Genomic DNA, 18651 nt, shown 5'->3' with positions numbered 1-18651 from the left:
ACTGTCCGAAAAAATTCGACCATAACCAAAGACACCAAAAACTGGCATCAAAAAACATCCACCCCTAAACGGGAAAAGAGGCAGACAAAAAAACAACAAACAAAAACCACCAAACACACTATTGAGTTCTCAAACAACACACCCGCACGGCCGCGCCACTAGCCCGCGGCATTTAAGCCGCGTACTCGTAGTGCGGACGTTCAGGAGCCCACCGAAGTGGGACTTCCCTCTGGGAGTCGCCGCGCTCTTCGGGCTTGGCCCGTGTCGCAGCGACGAGTCCATAAGTTACGTGAGGGAAAAGTAGGAGTCAAATGGCCTGATAGAACGGGTTTTTCGGATCGACACCCGTCACGCGCACCGGAGTGCGTTGACTGCTACCGGTTGCTTCAACGCTCCACGCGCCCAAGTTGTTCCCGTGACGCTCGGGCGCTCAGGCGACCCGTTCGATGCCGGCGATGTTGCGCTTGCCGCGCCGCAACACCAGCCACCGCTCGTGCAAGAAGTCGGCCGGCTGAGGAACCCAGTCCTCGGTGTCGATTCGGGCGTTGTTGACGTAGACGCCGCCCTCGGCGACGGTGCGCCTGGCCGCGCCCTTGCTCGGCGACAGCCCGCTGGCCACCAGCAGGTCGACGATGGTGTCGGGCCCGCCGGGCTTCAATTCGGCGACGGCGGCCTCGCGTAGCGCCGCACCCAGCGTCGGCTCGTCGAGTTCGCCAAGTTCGCCGCGGCCGAACAGCGCCTGGCTGGCGTGTTCGACGGACCGCGTCGCGGCCTCGCCGTGCACCAAAGTGGTCAGCTCGCGCGCCAGTCGCCGCTGGGCCGCGCGCTCATGGGCGCGCTCCGCGGTCGCCTGTTCCAACTCGGCCAACTCCTCGGGCGAGAGGAACGTGAACCAGCGCAGGTAGCGGATGACGTCCGCGTCGGCGGTGTTGATGAAGTACTGGTACCAGGCGTACGGACTGGTCATCTCCGGGTCGAGCCACAGGCTGCCGCCACCGGTCGACTTCCCGAACTTCTTCCCCTCCGAGTCGGTCACCAGCGGTGTGGTCAGGGCGTGCACCGCGGCGCCGTCCTTCTGACGCACCAGCCTGACCCCGGCGATGATGTTGCCCCACTGATCGGAACCGCCGATCTGCAGCGAGCAGTCGTATCGACGGTGCAGCTCAACGTAGTCGTTGGCCTGCAGCAGCATGTAGCTGAACTCGGTGTAGGAAATGCCCTCGCCTTCGAGCCGACGCCGGACGGTGTCGCGGTCGAGCATGACGTTGACCGAGAAGTACTTGCCGACATCGCGCAGGAACTCGATCGCCGACAGCGGGCCGGTCCACGACAGGTTGTTCTCGATGACGGCCCCGGTCGGCGAGTCGTTGAACTCGACGAACCGCTCGAGCTGCCCGCGGATCCGGTCCGCCCACTCCGCCACGGTGTCGGCGGTGTTCAGCGTGCGCTCCCCGGTGTCGCGCGGGTCGCCGATCATGCCGGTCGCCCCGCCCGCGAGCACGATCGGTCGATGGCCGGCCTGTTGGAAGCGGCGCAGCGTCAACAGCGGGATGAGGTGACCCGCATGCAGGCTGGGTGCGGTCGGGTCGAATCCCGAGTAGACGGTGACGGGCCCGGCCGCCAGGGCCTCGGCCAGCGCATCGCGGTCGGTGGACTGCGCGATCAGTCCACGCCACTCCAATTCGTCGAGGATCGACGTACCCATGCGTGCGATCTTTCCGTACTAGTCGCTTCCTCCGGGAGCCGGTGCCCGTGGGCTGCGCCGATAGGCCGATACCTCGGGCCGCCCGGCCAGCCAGAATCGCCACGGACGGTCGGCCGCCTTGCTCACCCCCACCCGCGGCCCCTCGGTGGCCACATGCCGCTCCCCGAGCGTCAGCTGGACCGGGCTGTCGGGATCGAACAGGTCGATCCCGTTGTCCTCCATGATGATTCCCAACGCCGAGCACAGATTGCCAGGCCCTCGGGCCAGGGCGGCTGGACGGACCGACTCACCGCGGCGGGCGTGTGCGGTGCTCAGCCCGCCCTCGATGGCGGCCGCCCGCAGCAGCACCGCGCCGGCCACGCCGTCGGTCGCGCAGACGACGTTCGCGCACACATGGATGCCGTGGCTGCGATACGTGTACAGCCGCCCGGGTGGACCGAACATCACCCGGTTACGCACGCCCGGACCTCGGTACGAATGTGCGGCAGCGTCCGGCCACGGGCCGTCCGGCGGGCCGCCGTATGCCTCCACCTCGACGATCATCGCGCTGACCCCGCGCCCGGTGAGGTCGGCGCCGAGCAGGAGGCGGGCGGCAGTCAACGGGTCGGCCGACAGGACTTCAGCGGTCATCGCTGGCGATCCTACGAAAGGACCTTGACACGGCCCGCGCCGCGGAGAATATTTCATCACATGATGACTTCATCGAGTGATGAATTTCTTCGCCGAGGCGCCGTCCCCGCCGTCGAAATCGAGAATCTGCGGGTCATCCGCGGTAAGCGCGTGGCCATCGACGACGTCTCGGTGAAGATCGACCCCGGCACGATCACCGGGCTTCTGGGCCCGTCCGGCTGCGGCAAGACCACGCTGATGCGAAGCATCGTCGGCACCCAGATCGTCAGTTCCGGCACGGTGACGGTGCTCGGGAAGCCGGCCGGCTCGGCGGAACTGCGTCACCGAGTCGGCTATGTCACCCAGGACCCGACGATCTACAGCGACCTGCGGGTCATCGACAACGTCCGCTACTTCGCCTCGCTGTACGGCACGGGACCCGACTCCGCTGATGACGCCGTGGCCGCCGTGGGCCTCGCAGACTATCGAACCGCGTTGTGTGCCAACCTATCCGGAGGCCAACGCACACGCGCTTCGCTCGCCTGCGCCCTGGTCTCGCATCCGGACCTGCTGGTGCTTGACGAACCCACCGTCGGGCTCGATCCCGTGCTGCGCGTTGACCTCTGGGAGCAATTCAACCGACTGGCGGAACAAGGCACCACGCTCCTGGTCTCCAGCCACGTCATGGACGAAGCCGACCATTGCGGAGACCTGCTGCTCATGCGCGACGGTCGAATCCTCGCCCACACCACGCCCACGAAACTACGAGAGGACACCGGATGTCAGTCACTGGAGGAAGCGTTTCTCTCCGTCATCACGCACAACATCGGAGCCCCCAAGGCCGAGGCCGGCTGAGTGTCGAGGCGTACCTCGCCACCACCGGACGCATCCTTCGCCAGTTGGCGGCCGACCACCGCAGCGTCGCGATGATTCTCCTCGTACCGAGCCTGATCATCACTCTGCTCTACTTCATGTTCCAGAACGCGCCACATCCGCCCAATGCGCCGTCACCGTTCAACAATGCTTGCCTGATCATGCTCGGCGTGTTCCCCCTCATCGTGATGTTTCTGATCACATCGATAACCATGCAGAGAGAACGGGTTTCGGGCACATTGGAGCGGATCCTGACCACTCCCCTACGTCGGCTGGACCTGCTCGCCGCGTACGGTACCGCCTTCTCGATCGCAGCCGCCGCACAGGCGACGCTCGCATGCCTGGTCTCGTATGCGTTTCTCGGCCTGCACACCGAAGGCAGCCCGGTGTGGGTGTTCGCGATCGCGATCATCAACGCAGTGCTCGGTGTCGGCCTCGGCCTGCTCTGTAGCGCGTTCGCGCGCACTGAGTTTCAGGCCGTGCAGTTCATGCCGGTGGTGATCGCCCCGCAGCTCCTGCTGTGCGGGATCATTGTGCCGCGCGACGTGCTGCCGGACTGGTTGCAGTGGATCAGCAATGTGCTGCCCGCAAGCTACGCTCTGGAGGCGCTGCAACAGGTCGGTGCGTACGCCGAACCGACGTTCACCGTGGTGCGCGACACCGCGGTGGTCATCGGCTTCGCGATCGTCGCTCTCTGCCTGGCGGCGGCCACGCTACGACGAAGGACACCGTGACGACGTTGACCACCAACGCTGAACGCAAGCGACCGGGCCGGCCACCCGGTCCGTCGGACACCCGCGACCGGATTCTGACCAGCGCTCGAGAGTTGTTCGCCCGCAACGGCATCGACAAGACATCAATCCGCGCGATAGCCGCGGCCGCGGGCGTCGACCCCGCGCTGGTCCACCACTACTTCGGCACCAAGACCCAGTTGTTCGCCGCGGCGATCCACATTCCGATCGATCCCATGCAGGTCATCGGTCCGCTCCAGCAGGTCCCGGTCGAAGAGATCGGCCGCACCCTGCCGTCTCTTCTTCTGCCGCTGTGGGATTCGGAAATGGGCAAGGGCTTCATCGCGACGCTGCGCTCGATCATCGCGGGCAACGACACCTCGTTGGTGCGGTCGTTCCTGCAGGAGGTGATCGCGAGGGAAGTCGGTTCGCGTGTCGACGATCCGCCCGGCAGCGGGCCCGTGCGGGTCCAGTTCGTCGCCTCGCAGTTGGTGGGCGTGGTGATGGCGCGCTACATCCTCGAATTGGAGCCGTTCAAATCCCTGCCGGTGGAGCAGATAGCCGAGACCATCGCGCCGAACCTGCAGCGTTACCTCACCGGTGAGCTACCCGGCTTCACCTGACGCACGGTCGAGCATCCGCTGGTGCTCGGCATCGTCGGTGATGTCGACGGCCTCGTCGATCAGCAGCACCGGGATGCCGTCGTCGATGCGATACGCCCGGCGCAGCCGCGGGTTGTAGAGGTATTCGTCGCCGACCAGCAGCAGCGGGCCGCGGTCCTGCGGGCAGACCAGGATGTCGAGCAGCTTCTCGTCGAGTGCCACGGTCGATCAGCCCGCCGGGACCGGCATGGCCGGAGCTTGCGTCACCGGGATCCCGGCGATGGAGCCGCCGCTGGCGGCGGCCTGCTGCGCGGCGCGCGCCTGCAGCTTGCGCTGGTAGGCGATCGTCTCCTTGAGTGCCTCGACGAGCGGCGTCTGATTCGGCCGGCGTTGGAGGGCATCCGCCAGCGCCATCGCGTTCGAGTTCGACGGGCGGAAGCCGAGCTTGCGCAGCTTCACGGCGTCGTCGATCAGCACGGAGACCTGACCACCGCCGTCTCCTTGGCGGTACTCCTCGTGGATCGCCTGGAGGACCTGGTCCGCGTTGATCTTGGGCGCGTCCGGCTGGCCCTTCTTGCAGTCGTCACCGGTGCACGGCGTCTTCGGGCCCTCGGCCTGCGGCTCGGGCGCCTCGGTCTGCGCGCTCGGATCGGCGGGCTGCGCCAGCGCCACCGGGGATGCCACACCGACCAGCAGTCCGGCGGTCAAGGCGCCACCGGCGATGCCGCCCGCGACGACGCGACGCCAGATGTCGCGATGGGTACCGGTTCGCGATGTCATCAATCCTCCAGCTCGGTCGGCGGTGGTCCCAGCCCGGCGACGTACCGCAAGGCGGAGCCTAACAGCGCTCGGCTCCGGCGGCAGGTCGTCGGCTACTGGCCCTCAGCGATCTCGGCACGCACCGCCACGGTCAGCCGCTTGTACCGTTTCGTATCGGGGTCGAGATACCAGGCGTTACGCGACGGCTTCGGGATGCCCTCGGCGCGTAGCGGGCTGACCAGCGGCCGGTACGACGCGCTGAGCGACATGTTCGACACCACGTGAACGATGTCGGGTGGCTCACCGACCGCCAGATCCGCCAAGGCCTCCGACAGATCGGCCGACGGGATGCTGCCGCCGGGCCGCAACTCCAGCGCGGTGACGGCCAGTCGGCGTCCGTTGGCCTCCACCCCGTAGGTCACCGCGAGGTCCACCGATCCCAGGCAGCCCACCGCATCGTTGACGGTCGACGCGTAGACGCATCCCCGATCGGTGTGGATGACCGATCCGCGGCCGTCGACGAGCCAGTAATCGCCGTCGTCGTCGCGGCGGAACAGGTACTCCGTCGACACCCACGTGTCGGCCGGAGCGAACACGCCTCGCTTGATCGGTGCGGTGGGGTCGATCGGGCCGCGCGGACGGGCGAGCAGCAGACCGACCTCGTTGGTCTCGGCGCGACGCACGAAGCCCCGCTCGTCCTCGAGGATCAGGTCCTCGGCCGGGTCGTAGGCCGCCAGTGCCAATTCCCGCCCGCCCGGCAGCGGGCGGCCCTTGCTGCCGATCTTCGCGCCGGACACGTTGGCCAGCACCGCTTGTCCGTCGGTGGTCGCGAAGAACTCGACGACGTGGGCGGGTTCGAAGATCTCCACCACCCGCTTCCACAGCCCGGTCGGCATGCCGGATCCGATGAACAGCCGCACCGGATGGCTGCCGTGCAGCGCGAACGACGGGTCGTCGATGACGTCGCGCAGCATCGCCCACGTGTAGCTGACGACGGTCACGCCGTACTGGCGGATCTCGTTGAGGAACCGGTCGGGTTTCAGGCCGCGGGACAACGCGATTCGCGATCCGCCCACCGCGGCGCCGCCAATCGCGACCAGCAGGCCGGACTGATGGTGCAGCGGCGTCAGGCAGTAGACGGTGTCGCTACGGCTCAGGTTGGCCGCCGACGCGGTGCCGAAGGCCGAGATCGCCCATCGCGCATTGGTGATCTGCCGGGCGACGAGTTGGCCTCCGGCCGAGTTGAATCCGATGAAGGCCAGATCGCGGGCCAAGCCCGGGTTCGGCCGGTACCACCCGGGCAGTTCGACCGCATCCGGGTCGATCTTCTCCATGTCGACGACGTCGCTGTCCTCGGGGACGTCGAGGTCACGGGCCTCGCCGCCGCCGAGCACCAGGACACGCATCTCGAGTCGCCGGGCGGCTTCCAGATTGCTGGGGTCGGCGATGATCTCCGTCACCGATCCGAGGCGGGCGGCGGTGGGCAGGTCAGCGTCGGGCGGCATCAGCACCGCGACCGCACCCAGCCGCGACAGCGCGGCGATCGCAACCAGCGCGCTGGGGCGGGTCTCCATCAGGACACCGACGCGCGCACCCTGGCGAACACCGACGTCGATGAGGCCGCGCACGACATTGTTGATGCGCCGGTCGACGGCTTCGTAGGTGTGCACGCGGCCGTCGAACAGCAGGCAATCGCCGCGGGGGAAGTCGCGGGCCTGCTCGGACATGATGCGGCCGAACGAGATCCGGGTATGCTCGTTGATCTGGCCGAGGCGGGCCAGGCGCGGCAGCGTTCGCGCCGTCTCGACGGCCAGCGCTCGCGCGGATTTGTTGGCGCTGACGACGGCGTCGGCGGCCGAGCGGGCGAACGTCCACGCCATCTCTGTCGCCGCGGCGGTGCCGTGCGCCAGACGTGAGCTGAGCGAGACACCGGTCTCGTTGGGGTCGGAGTACTGCAGCGCCATGGGGTCGACCCCCTCGGGCCGTTCCCCGGTGCCGTCGAGCCATTTGACCCACTGCGCCACGGCCGGCCACGTCTGACTCGAGGCCTTCGACCCCACCACGAGTCCGAAATGTCCTGCGCGGATGAGGAACTCATAGACATCGGCCTTCGGGGCGGCACGTTTGATGCCCCGCACGGACGCGGGCTGGCCGATGTCGTCGACCTCGCCGACCACGGCCAGCACCGGGCATTCGATGTCCGAGAGCGTGACCAGCTCCCCGTGGATGGAGAAGCCGCCGCTCATCATCCGGTTGTGCGCGATGAACTGTTTGAGCAGTTCGGCGATGGCGGGCCCGGACCACGCGATCCAGCCCTCGGAGGCGAGGAACCGGCGCTGCTGCTCGCGCGGCAGCAGGGCCTCGCGGTCGTGCAGCTGACGCAGGAAGTCGATGCGCGACTGCGCGGTCTTGATCGGGTCGAGCATCTGGAAGCCGGTGCGGGCCAGCCAGCCGGGAATGTCGATGCGGCTGAACACGTGATCGGCCATGAAGTCCGCGGCGGCGGGCGCGATGGAGGCGGGCAGGTTCATCGGCAGCGCGGCCAGGGTGTCGACCGGTGAGCCGAACGCGATGATGCTCGCGAGGTCCTTCGACCGCCGGTATGCCGCGACCTGGTAGGCGAACATGCCGCCCTGCGAGTAGCCGGCAAGGTGCACGTCGCGCCCGGTGACCTCTTTGACCGTGTCGATGGCCTCGCTCAACGCGACGACGTGGTCGGCCAGCGTGCGCTCCATGCCCCCTTCGACCTTGTCGGGCGAACCGAAGTCGATGACCCACGGGTCGATGCCGGCCCGGTGCAGGATGCCGACCGCGCCGTCGTCGCGGGTGACGTCCCACATGTCGGCCGACATCATCATCGGATGCACCATCAGCACGGGTGGCCCGGGCGGCTTGGATCCGGGCCGGGTGTCGGGCGGGAAATAGCGCCGCAGGCGGTACATCGGGACGCTCTGGATGATCTGGAACGGCGAGGGAACGGCGCCGGTCTCCAGGCCGCCGTACCGCAGCACCTCAAGCCCGTTCTGGGCGGTGGCCACCAGCCGTCCGACCGGGTTCGTTATCGCCGACAGATCCACCGCACGCTCCCCTTCAAGCCGACGTGAAACCCCCGAAATCGCCGAGGTCATCATGGCACAGCGACCTGCGCGCCAGGGCCGACCTATCATCGGCGGCTGATGGCGAACCTGATCAACGTCGAGCGCGCGACGGTGGGCTACGGCACGCGCACCCTTCTCGACGCGGTCAGCCTGGGCATTGACGAAGGCGATGCGATCGGTGTGGTCGGTCGCAACGGCGAGGGTAAGACCACGCTGCTGCAGATCCTGACGCTCACCCGCGAGCCGGATTCGGGCCGTGTCACCCACACCTCGGGTCTGTCGGTGGGTTACCTGCGCCAGAGCGACGACTTCGCCGCCGAGAGCACCGTGCGCGACGTGATCGTCGGCGGCCGGCCCGACCATGTGTGGGCCGCCGAGCCCGAGACCCGCGACGTGGTCTCGCACCTGCTGGCCGACGTCTCCCTCGACAGTGCGGTCGAGCGGTTGTCGGGCGGCGAGCGACGCCGGGTGGCGCTGGCGGCGGTGCTGATAGTCGGTCACGACGTCCTCGTGCTCGACGAGCCGACCAACCATCTCGATGTCGAGGTGATCGGGTGGCTGGCCATGCACCTGAACCGGCGCAGGGCCAAGGCGCTGGTGGTGGTCAGCCACGACCGCTGGTTCCTCGACGCGGTGTGCACCAGGACGTGGGAGGTGCATGCCGGTAGCGGAAAAGGCAGAGTCGACGGCTACGACGGTGGCTACGCGGCGTATGTGCTCGCGCGGGCCGAGCGAATGCGGCTCGCGGCAGGTGCCGAGGCGCGCAGGCAGAACCTCATGCGCAAGGAACTGGCGTGGTTGCGGCGCGGCCCCCCGGCGCGGACGTCGAAGCCGAAGTTCCGGATTCAGGCGGCCAACGAGCTGATTGCGAACGAACCGCCGCCGCGCGACTCGCTCGTCCTGCAGCGCTTCGCCACGTCGCGGCTCGGCAAGGACGTGTTCGACCTGCACCGCGTGCGGCTCGAGGCCGGCGACACCGTGGTGCTCGACAAGGTCGACTGGTCGATCGGGCCCGGAGCGCGGATCGGGTTGGTCGGCGTGAACGGCACCGGCAAGACGACGGTGCTGAAGCTATTGGCCGGTGAGCTCGCGCCGACGGCCGGCACGATCAAGCGGGGCGCGACGCTGAAGATCGGCTACCTCAGCCAGGCGCTGGCCGAACTCGACGGGGCCGACCGGGTGCTCGACGCCGTCGAGAACCGGCGGCGCATCACGGAGTTGGCGGGTGGCGGCGAGATCAGTGCCGACACCTTGCTGCGGGACTTCGGGTTCACCGGCGACAAGCTGACCGCGCGGGTGTCGGAGCTGTCGGGTGGTGAACGACGCCGGCTGCAGTTTCTGCGGCTGCTGCTCGACGAGCCGAACGTGCTGCTGTTGGACGAACCCACCAACGACCTGGACATCGACACCTTGACCGTCATCGAGGACTACCTGGACGGCTGGCCCGGCACGCTGATCGCCGTGACCCACGATCGGTACTTCCTCGAGCGGGTCTCCGACGTCACCTACGCCCTGACCGGCGGCGGCCGTTGTGAGCTGTTGCCGGGCGGGATCGAGCAGTATCTGGCCGACCGGGCTGCGGCGGCCTCACCGCCGGCTCCTGCGTCGTCGACGGCTGGGCCCCAGGGCGAAACGGCGTCGGCTCGGGAACGGCGCACCGGCAAGGAGATGGCGCGCATCGAGGGACAGTTGGAGAGGCTCGAGACGCGAATCGCCGAACTTCACGAGGCGATGGCCGAGGCCGCAGCGGATCATGTCCGGCTCGGTGAGTTGAACGTCGAGCTTCAGGAGTTGTTGAGCCGCAAGGAATCTCTCGAAGAGGCGTGGTTGGCGGCCGCGGACGGCTGAGTCAGCCCCGCAGCCGGATGCGCAACCGGTCGGCCGTCTCCCGCACGACGCCCAGCTGTTTGGCGACCTGGACCGGTGCGGTGCCTCCGCGGGCGTCGCGGGAGTTCACGGAGCCCTCGACGGTCAGGACCTCGCGCACCTGCGCCGTGAGTTCCGGGTGTATGGCGGCGAGTTCGGCGTCTTCGAGTTCCTCCAGCCCGACACCCCGCGCCTCCGCTGCTCTCACCGCGGCACCGGCCGCTTCGTGCGCGATCCGGAACGGCACTCCCCTGCGTACGAGCCATTCGGCGACGTCGGTGGCCAGGGTGTAGCCCAGCGGTGCCAGCGCGACCATCCGGTCGGTGTCGAAGCGCAGCGTCGCCACCAATCCCGCCATCGCCGGCAACAGCAGTTCCAGTTGTGCGACGGAGTCGAAGACCGGCTCTTTGTCCTCTTGCAGGTCGCGGTTGTAGGCCAGCGGTTGAGCCTTGAGCGTCGCCAGCAGCCCGGTCAGGTTGCCGATCAGCCGGCCGGATTTGCCGCGGGCGAGTTCGGCGATGTCCGGGTTCTTCTTCTGCGGCATGATCGAGCTGCCTGTCGACCAGGCGTCGTGCAGTCTGACGTACCCGAATTCGGTTGTGCTCCAGAGGATGATGTCCTCGGCCAGCCGAGATAGGTCGACGCCGATCATCGAGAACACGAACGCGGCCTCGGCGGCGAAGTCCCGCGAGGCGGTGGCGTCGACGGAGTTGTCGGCGGCCGCGTCGAACCCGAGGTCCTCGGCGATCGCATCCGGGTTGAGTCCCAGCGACGACCCGGCCAGGGCCCCGGATCCGTAGGGCGACACCGCCGCTCGCTTGTCGAAGTCGACCAGCCGGTCGACGTCGCGCAGCAGCGGATGCGCGTGGGCCAGCAGATGGTGCGCCAGGAGGATCGGCTGGGCGGACTGCAGGTGGGTCTTGCCCGGCATGATCGCGGTCGGATGGGCGGCGGCCTGGGTCGCCAAGGCGTCGACGACCTGCAGCGCGCCGTCGGCGACACGCCGCATCGCGTCGCGCAGCCACATCCGAAACAGCGTGGCCACCTGATCGTTTCGCGACCGGCCCGCCCGCAGGCGGCCTCCGAGTTCGGCGCCGACCCGGTCGATCAGGCCGCGTTCGAGCGCTCCGTGTACGTCCTCGTCGGTGACCAGCGGACCGAAGCTACCGTCCGCGACGTCGGCGGCCAGGCTGTCGAGGCCCGCAAGCAGACCGTCGCGCTGTTCGTCGGTGAGCAGGCCGGCGTCGTGCAGCACCTGCGCGTGCGCTTTCGATGCCCGGATGTCGTAGGGCGCCAGCACCCAGTCGAAGTGCGTCGACTTCGAAAGGGCGGCAAGCGCATCGGACGGCCCGTCGGAGAACCTTCCGCCCCACAGCGAACCTTCATTCGTGCTCACGCGACCATCACTTACCCAAGTCCCGGCGGGCGGAGATGCTCGACGACAGGCCGTGGATCTGCACGAAACCGCGGGCCGCGGACTGGTCGAAGGTATCGCCCTCGTCGTAGGTGGCGAGGTTGAAGTCGTAGAGCGACTCGGCGCTGCGGCGGCCGTTGACCGCGATGTGTCCGCCGTGCAACACCATCCGGATCTCCCCGGTCACGTGCTCCTGGGTCTTGGCGACGAACGACTCCAGCGCGGTCTTCAGCGGCGAGTACCACAACCCGTCATAGACCAGCTCGCCCCACTTCTGGTCGGTGTGGCGCTTGAACCGGCCGAGCTCGCGCTCGAGCGTGACGTGTTCGAGTTCGGTGTGCGCGGTGATCAACACCATCGCGCCGGGCGCCTCGTAGATTTCGCGGCTCTTGATGCCGACCAACCGGTCCTCGACCACATCGAGCCTGCCGACACCCTGCTCGCCGGCGCGCCGGTTCAGCTCCTCGATAGCCTGCAGCACGGTCACCGGACGCCCGTCGATCGACACCGGGACACCGCGTTCGAATCCGATGACGACCTCGTCGGGGGTGCTCCAGTTGACCGTCGGATCCTCGGTGTAGTCGTAGACGTCCTTGGTGGGGGCGTTCCACAGATGCTCGAGGAAGCCGGTCTCGACGGCGCGACCCCACACGTTCTGGTCGATCGAGAACGGCGAGCGCTTGGTGACGTTGATCGGGATTGCGTTCTCCTCGGCGAACGCGATGGCCTTCTCCCGCGTCCACGCGTAGTCACGGACCGGGGCGAGCACCTTGAGATCCGGTGCCAGCGAGGCGAATCCGACCTCGAAGCGCACCTGGTCGTTGCCCTTACCGGTGCAGCCGTGTGCGACCGTGCTGCCGCCGTGTTCACGCGCCGCGTCCACCAGGTGCTTGACGATCAGCGGTCGGCTGAGCGCCGACACCAGCGGATAGCGGTCCATGTACAGCGCGTTCGACTGGATCGCGGGCAGGCAGTACTCGTCGGCGAACTCGTCCTTGGCGTCGACGACCACGGCCTCCACGGCGCCGCAGTCGAGTGCGCGCTTGCGGACGACCTCCATGTCCTCGCCGCCCTGCCCGAGGTCGATCGCGACGGCGACCACCTCGCGCCCGGTCTCCTTGCCGATCCAGCTGATCGCCACCGAGGTGTCCAGGCCACCGGAATAGGCCAGGATGACGCGTTCGGACATCAGCAAGTCTCCTTTTGTCTAATGCTTTCGAGTTTCGTTGCCAGTTCGGCGCCGGTCATCGGTTCGCGGGCGACGACCAGGATGGTGTCATCACCGGCCACGGTGCCGACGACGAACGGGAGTGCCGCGCGGTCCATCGCGGCGGCGAGGTAGTGCGCCGCCCCCGGCGGAGTGCGCAGGATGGCGAGGTTGCCGCTGGCGTCGGTCGAGACCAGCAGCTCGGCCAGCAGCCGCGACATCCGTTCGGTCCCACCGGAGACGCCGCGCACCGGGCTGCCGTCCTCGGGGACGATGTACACGCCGACGCCGCCGTCGGCGCCGCGCAGTTTGACCGCGCCCAGTTCTTCCAGGTCGCGCGACAGCGTGGCCTGGGTGACCTCGATGCCCTCCTCAGCCAGCAGCGTGGCCAATTCGGTTTGGCTGTGCACCGACTGCGACGACAGGATCGCCACGATGCGGGCCTGTCGTCCGGCACGTGTCGTCGCTGAAGTCATTGCTCGACTCCTGCTCGCTCCGGTCCTCGCTTCGCTGCGATCCTCACTCGCACTCGTCTTCGCGAAGTCATCGCTCGACTCCTGCTCGCTCCAGCAGCCACACCAGCAGCGCCTTCTGGGCGTGCAGGCGGTTCTCGGCTTCGTCCCACACCGCGCTCTGCGGACCGTCGATCACCTCGTCGGTGATCTCCTCCCCGCGGTGGGCCGGAAGGCAGTGCAGCACAACCGCATCCGCAGCCGCCCGGCCGAGCAGCCCGTCGTTGACCTGGAACGGCCGGAACGGCCCCACCCGGTCCAACCCGTCGTTCTCCTGCCCCATCGACGTCCAGGTGTCGGTGACGAGCACATCGGCACCGTCGGCCGCCGCGTCGGGGTTCTCGGTCACGGTGACGGTCGCACCGGTCTCCGACGCCCGCTTCTTCGCGGCGTCGACGAAGTCCGGATGCGGCTGGAAGCCGGCCGGCCCCGCGATCGTCACATCCAGACCCGCGGTCACGCCGCCCACCATCAGCGAGTGCGCCATGTTGTTGGCGCCGTCGCCGAAATAGGACATCCGCAGCCCCGCCAGCTTGCCCTTGCGTTCGGCGAGCGTCTGCAGGTCGGCGAGCACCTGGCACGGGTGGAACTCATCGGAGAGCGCGTTCACGATCGGCACACTCGCACCCGCCGCCATCGCGGTCAGCCGGTCCTGGGCGAAGGTGCGCCACACGATCGCCTTGACATACCGCGAGAGCACCCGACCGGTGTCCTCCAGCGTCTCGTCGCGCCCCAGCTGTGTGCTGCGGCCGTCGACGACGACGGCGTGGCCGCCGAGTTGGGCGACGCCCAGCTCGAACGAGAACCGAGTCCGGGTGGAGTTCTTGTCGAAGATCACCGCCACCCCGCTCGGGCCCTCCAGCGGGCGCCGGCTGAACGGCTGGGCCTTCAACTCGGCAGCGAGGGTGAGCACCTCGGCCTGCTCCTCGGGGGTCAGGTCGTCGTCGCGCAGAAAGTGCCGGATTCCGGTCATGAGGCGGCGCCCTTGTCGAGGACCGCAGGAAGCGCGGTGAGGAAGTCGTCGATCTGGGCCTCGGTGATGACCAGCGGCGGGGCCAACCGGATCACGTCGGGCGCTGCGGCGTTCACCAGGAACCCGGCATCACGGGCCGCGGCCTCGACGGCCTTGGCGGCCTCGGCGGTCAGCACGACGCCGAGCAGCAGGCCGCGGCCGCGGACGTGATCGACCAACGGATGTCCCAGCGTCTCGATGCCCGCCGACAGCGTCTTGCCGAGCACGTCAGCGCGACCGACGAGGTCGTCGTCGGCCAGCACCCGCAGCACCGCGAGCGCCGCCGCGGTGCACACGGGATTGCCGCCGAAGGTGCTGCCGTGCAGACCGGGCGTCAACAGCTCGGCGGTCGCGCCTGTGGCGATGCACGCGCCGATGGGCAATCCGCCGCCGAGCCCCTTGGCCAGGGTCACGACGTCGGGGGTGATCCCGTCGTGTTGGTGGGCGAAAAACGCTCCGGTCCGCCCCATTCCGGTCTGCACCTCGTCGAGCACCAGCAGCGCGCCGTGCGCCGCGGTGATCTCGCGGGCAGCGACCAGGTAGCCCGCCGGCGGCACCACGACGCCGCCCTCGCCCATGATCGGCTCGAGGAACACCGCTGCGGTCTCGTCGTCGACGGCGGCCCGCAGCGCGTCGACATCGCCGTACGGCACGTGGGTCACGTCGCCGGGCAGCGGCGCGAACGGCGCCTGCTTCGACGGCTGACCGGTGAGCGCGAGCGACCCCATCGTGCGGCCGTGGAAAGCCCCCTGCGCCGCAACCAGTTTCGTGCGTCCGGTCAGTCGGGTGATCTTGAACGCGACCTCGTTGGCCTCGGTGCCGGAGTTGCAGAAGAACACCTTGGCGGGGTGGCCCAGGTGGCCGACGAGCGCTTCGGCCAGCGCGACACCGGGTTCGGTCGCGTACAGGTTCGAGGTGTGGCCCAGCGTGTTGAGCTGGCCGGTGACCGCCTCGATGACCGCCGGATTTCGATGGCCCAAGATGTTGACCGCGATGCCGCCGAGCAGGTCGACGTAGGACTTGCCGTCGACGTCGGTGACCACCGCACCGTCCCCGCTGGCCAACGCCAGCGGCGGGGTGCCGTAGTTGTTCATCATCACGGCCTGCCACCGCTCGAGCAGACTCATGACCGCACCACTTTCGTCCCCGTTCCCTCGTCGGTGAGCAGTTCGACCAGCACGCAGTGCTCCACGCGGCCGTCGATGACGTGTGCGCTCGGCACACCGCCGGCAACCGCACGCAGGCAGGCCTCGATCTTCGGGACCATGCCCGCCTCCAGCGTCGGTAGCATCTGGGTCAGTGCGGCCGAGTCGATCTCGCTGACCAGCGAGCCGCGGTCGGGCCAGTTGGTGTACAGACCCTCGACGTCGGTGAGCATCAGCAGTTTCTCCGCGCCCAGCGCCTCGGCCAGCGCGGCGGCCGCGGTATCGGCGTTGATGTTGTGCACGATTCCGTCGGCGTCGGGCGCGATGGTCGACACCACTGGAATTCGTCCTGCCGCAATGAGATCCAGCAGCGATCCGGCGTTGACCCTCTCGACGTCGCCGACGAGGCCGATGTCGGTGGCCACGCCGTCGACGGTCACGCTGCGCCGCACGGCGGTGAACAACTGGGCGTCCTCGCCGGTGACGCCGACGGCGTACGGGCCGTGGGCGTTGATCAGCCCGACCAGTTCCCGGCCGACCTGACCGAACAACACCATGCGCGCCACGTCGAGCACCTCGGGTGTGGTGACCCGGAAGCCGCCCTTGAAATCACCCGGGATGCCGAGGCGTTTGAGCATCGCGCTGATCTGCGGGCCGCCGCCGTGGACCACGACCGGATGAACACCGCAGTTACGCAGGAAGACCATGTCGGCGGCGAACGCGGCCTTGAGCACCTCGTCGGTCATCGCGTTGCCGCCGTACTTGATGACGACGATCTTGCCGTGCAGTTGTTTGAGCCACGGCAGCGCTTCCGCCAGAACCTTTGCCTTGACCGGGGTTTCGACGCTCATGAGCTGTACGCCGAGTTCTCTTCGACGTATCCGTGCGACAGGTCGGTGGTGCGGATCGAGGCCTGCCCCGAACCGTCGGCGAGATCGATGGTGACATCGATGTCCGCACCGGACAGGTCGACGTCGCGCGAACCCGGCTGCGGCGCCCCGTCTTTCCAGACCGGAAAACTGTTGAACGCCACCGTGACCCGATCCGGGTCGACCTTGAACGGCGCCATTCCGATGGCCGCCAGCACCCGGCCCCAGTTCGGGTCCGACCCGAACAACGCCGTCTTGACCAGGCTGTCACGCGCGACCAGGCGGGCGCCGAGCAGGGCGTCGTCCTCGGACGCCGCACCCTTCACGGTGATGACGATCCGCTTCGTCACGCCCTCGGCGTCGGCCTGCAGCTGCTGGCACAGGTCGTCACACACCCGCAGTATCGCCTCGTCGAGCTCGTCCTGGCTGGGCTTGATCGCGCTGGCGCCCGACGACAGGAGCAGCACGGTGTCGTTGGTCGAACAGCTGCCGTCGACATCGAGGCGGTCGAAGGTGAGCGCGGCGGCCTTGCGTAACGCCTGATCGAGCGCGGCGGAGTCGGCGACGGCGTCGGTGGTGATCACGCACAGCATGGTGGCCAGCGACGGGGCAATCATGCCCGCGCCCTTGGCCATCCCGCCGACGGTCCAATTGCCCGCGTGATGCAAAGCGACCTGTTTGGGCACGGTGTCGGTGGTCATGATGGCCCGCGCGGCTTCCTCACCGCCGGTGAGGCCGCCGGCCAGTTCGTGCACGATCTCGGTGACGCCGGACAGCACCTTGTCCATGGGCAGCCGGTCGCCGATCAGTCCGGTGGAGCAGACCGCGACCTCGATGGCCCCGGTCTCGGTGCCCCAGTCGCTCAACGCGGCCGCGACCGCCTCGGCGGTGGCGTGCGTGTCCTGGAAGCCCTGGGGTCCGGTGCAGGCGTTAGCGCCGCCGGAGTTCAGGATCACCGCGCGCAGGCGCCCGGTGGTGAGTACCTGCCGGCTCCACAGCACCGGTGCCGCCTTGACCTGATTGCGGGTGAACGCGCCCGCGGCGGCGTAGTCGGGACCCTCGTTGAACACCAACGCCAGGTCCAGCGCCCCGGACGCCTTGATGCCGGCGGCGATCCCGGTCGCCCGGAAGCCCTCCGGTGCGGTGACCCCCTGCGTGCGCAGCAGCCGCGTGCCGGCGCTCTGCTCGGCGTCGGGCCCGGTCACGGTGCCACACCCACGATCGAGAGTCCTTCGGTCTCCGGCCAGCCCAGCGCCAGGTTCATCGACTGCACGGCCGCGCCGCCGGTGCCCTTGACGAGGTTGTCGATCGCCGCGATCGACACCAGCGTCTTCGCGTCGTCGTCCACGGCGACCGCCAGCTGCGCGGCGTTGCTGCCGATCACGGCACCGGTCTTGGGCAGTTGGCCCTCCGGCAGCAGATGGATGAACGGCTCGGCGTCATAAGCCTTTTCGTAGGCGGCGCGGATCTCCGACAGCGGAGCGGCGGTGCGCGCGGTGCACGTCGCCAGGATCCCACGCGTCGTCGGGATGAGCACCGGGGTGAACGACACGGTGACGTCCTTGTCGGTCAGCGCGCGCAGCCCCTGGGCGATCTCCGGCGTGTGCCGGTGCTTACCACCGACGTTGTACGCCCGCGCGGACCCGATCACCTCAGCGCCGAGCAGGTCGGTCTTGGCCGCGCGGCCCGCACCCGATGTGCCGCTGACGGCCACCACGGTCACGACCGGCTCGATGAGGTCTGCGGCGACGGCGGGCCACAGCGCCAACAGCGCCGCGGTCGGGTAACAGCCCGGCACCGCGATCCGCTTCGCTTCGCGCAGACGCTCGCGCGCACCCGGGAGCTCCGGCAGCCCGTAGGGCCAGCTTCCGGCGTGCGCCGACCCGTAGAACCGCTCCCACGCCGCGGAGTCGGTGAGCCGGAAGTCGGCGCCGCAGTCGATGATCACGGTGTCGTCCCCGAGCTGCTCGGCCAGCTCCGCGGAGTGTCCGTGCGGCAAGCCGAGGAACACCACGTCGTGACCGCCGAGCACCTCTTTGTCGGTGGGCTCCAGCACCCGGCCGGCCAGCGGGAGCAGGTGCGGATGGTGCTCGGCCAGCGTCGTGCCGGCGCTTGCGGCGGCGGTCAGCGCGCCGATTGTCAGCCGCCCGTCGGCATAGGCGGGATGCCCGAGAAGAAGACGTAGGATCTCACCGCCGGCGTATCCGCTGGCGCCCGCTACCGCGACTGAAACCATGCAGACAATTCTG

The 18651-nt window shown here is 68.5% G+C and carries 17 protein-coding genes; 4 read left to right on the top strand and 13 right to left on the bottom strand.

Going from position 1 to position 18651, the window contains the following annotated elements; translation table 11 throughout:
* Nucleotides 1-430: 430 nt before the first annotated feature.
* Complete coding sequence (gene tyrS / locus A5752_RS12525) at nt 431-1705, bottom strand: tyrosine--tRNA ligase (protein ID WP_067085550.1); 1275 nt, start codon at nt 1703-1705, stop codon at nt 431-433.
* A gap of 18 nt (nt 1706-1723) precedes the next feature.
* Entirely contained in the window at nt 1724-2335 is a 612-nt protein-coding gene (locus A5752_RS12520; RefSeq protein ID WP_067085548.1) for a DNA-3-methyladenine glycosylase, read from the bottom strand.
* A gap of 60 nt (nt 2336-2395) precedes the next feature.
* Here A5752_RS12520 and A5752_RS12515 point away from each other — a divergent pair, with 60 nt between their 5' ends.
* The 3 genes from A5752_RS12515 to A5752_RS12505 are packed head-to-tail and all read left to right on the top strand — an operon-like array spanning nt 2396 to nt 4541.
* Entirely contained in the window at nt 2396-3169 is a 774-nt protein-coding gene (locus A5752_RS12515) for an ABC transporter ATP-binding protein (RefSeq protein WP_067085546.1), read from the top strand.
* Nucleotides 3094-3921 (top strand): ABC transporter permease, encoded by an 828-nt coding sequence (locus tag A5752_RS12510; protein ID WP_082963856.1) that lies wholly within the window; start codon nt 3094-3096, stop codon nt 3919-3921. Before A5752_RS12515 ends, A5752_RS12510 begins: the two co-directional genes overlap by 76 nt.
* 5 nt (nt 3922-3926) lie before the next feature.
* Nucleotides 3927-4541: a TetR/AcrR family transcriptional regulator gene (locus tag A5752_RS12505; protein ID WP_067085567.1), complete on the top strand. Its 615-nt coding sequence runs from the start codon at nt 3927-3929 to the stop codon at nt 4539-4541.
* Here the strand turns inward: A5752_RS12505 and A5752_RS12500 are convergent.
* From A5752_RS12500 to A5752_RS12490, 3 genes are all read right to left on the bottom strand, one after another.
* Nucleotides 4524-4742 carry a Trm112 family protein gene (locus A5752_RS12500; RefSeq protein ID WP_067085544.1) on the bottom strand — a complete coding sequence of 73 codons (219 nt, stop codon included), beginning with the start codon at nt 4740-4742 and terminating at the stop codon, nt 4524-4526. The two genes, A5752_RS12505 and A5752_RS12500, sit on opposite strands and share 18 nt — an antisense overlap.
* Before the next feature lie 6 nt (nt 4743-4748).
* On the bottom strand, nt 4749-5300 hold the full coding sequence (locus tag A5752_RS12495; protein WP_067085542.1) for a hypothetical protein: 552 nt from the start codon (nt 5298-5300) through the stop codon (nt 4749-4751).
* 92 nt (nt 5301-5392) lie between these two features.
* Nucleotides 5393-8356, bottom strand: coding sequence for an acyl-CoA synthetase (locus tag A5752_RS12490; protein WP_067085540.1), 2964 nt, complete (start codon nt 8354-8356; stop codon nt 5393-5395).
* Between the two features lie 99 nt (nt 8357-8455).
* On the opposite strand from A5752_RS12490, the gene A5752_RS12485 reads away from it, so the two are divergent.
* Nucleotides 8456-10225 (top strand): ABC-F family ATP-binding cassette domain-containing protein, encoded by a 1770-nt coding sequence (locus A5752_RS12485; protein WP_067085538.1) that lies wholly within the window; start codon nt 8456-8458, stop codon nt 10223-10225.
* A gap of 1 nt (nt 10226) precedes the next feature.
* Here the strand turns inward: A5752_RS12485 and argH are convergent, their stop codons facing one another.
* The 8 genes from argH to argC form a co-directional block, all read right to left on the bottom strand.
* The gene (gene argH, locus A5752_RS12480; RefSeq protein WP_067085536.1) at nt 10227-11639 is read right to left on the bottom strand and encodes an argininosuccinate lyase; all 1413 of its coding nucleotides are present in this window, start codon (nt 11637-11639) and stop codon (nt 10227-10229) included.
* 7 nt (nt 11640-11646) lie between these two features.
* Nucleotides 11647-12846 (bottom strand): argininosuccinate synthase, encoded by a 1200-nt coding sequence (locus tag A5752_RS12475; RefSeq protein ID WP_067085534.1) that lies wholly within the window; start codon nt 12844-12846, stop codon nt 11647-11649.
* Nucleotides 12846-13340, bottom strand: a complete 495-nt coding sequence (locus A5752_RS12470; protein ID WP_067085532.1) for an arginine repressor — start codon at nt 13338-13340, stop codon at nt 12846-12848. The genes A5752_RS12475 and A5752_RS12470 overlap by 1 nt, the downstream gene beginning before the upstream one ends.
* A 67-nt stretch (nt 13341-13407) precedes the next feature.
* Nucleotides 13408-14349: an ornithine carbamoyltransferase gene (gene argF / locus A5752_RS12465; RefSeq protein WP_067085530.1), complete on the bottom strand. Its 942-nt coding sequence runs from the start codon at nt 14347-14349 to the stop codon at nt 13408-13410.
* Nucleotides 14346-15515: an acetylornithine transaminase gene (locus tag A5752_RS12460; RefSeq protein WP_067085528.1), complete on the bottom strand. Its 1170-nt coding sequence runs from the start codon at nt 15513-15515 to the stop codon at nt 14346-14348. Before A5752_RS12460 ends, argF begins: the two co-directional genes overlap by 4 nt.
* Complete coding sequence (gene argB, locus A5752_RS12455) at nt 15512-16384, bottom strand: acetylglutamate kinase (protein WP_067085526.1); 873 nt, start codon at nt 16382-16384, stop codon at nt 15512-15514. The genes A5752_RS12460 and argB overlap by 4 nt, the downstream gene beginning before the upstream one ends.
* The gene (gene argJ / locus A5752_RS12450; protein ID WP_067085524.1) at nt 16381-17607 is read right to left on the bottom strand and encodes a bifunctional glutamate N-acetyltransferase/amino-acid acetyltransferase ArgJ; all 1227 of its coding nucleotides are present in this window, start codon (nt 17605-17607) and stop codon (nt 16381-16383) included. Before argJ ends, argB begins: the two co-directional genes overlap by 4 nt.
* On the bottom strand, nt 17604-18638 hold the full coding sequence (argC, locus tag A5752_RS12445) for an N-acetyl-gamma-glutamyl-phosphate reductase (protein WP_067085522.1): 1035 nt from the start codon (nt 18636-18638) through the stop codon (nt 17604-17606). Before argC ends, argJ begins: the two co-directional genes overlap by 4 nt.
* Between the last annotated feature and the right edge of the window lie 13 nt (nt 18639-18651).

The organism is Mycobacterium sp. 852002-51961_SCH5331710, assembly GCF_001665535.1.
Lineage (GTDB): Bacteria > Actinomycetota > Actinomycetes > Mycobacteriales > Mycobacteriaceae > Mycobacterium.
Note: the sequence above shows the minus strand (reverse complement) of the source record. Positions and strands in the feature narration are given on the sequence as shown.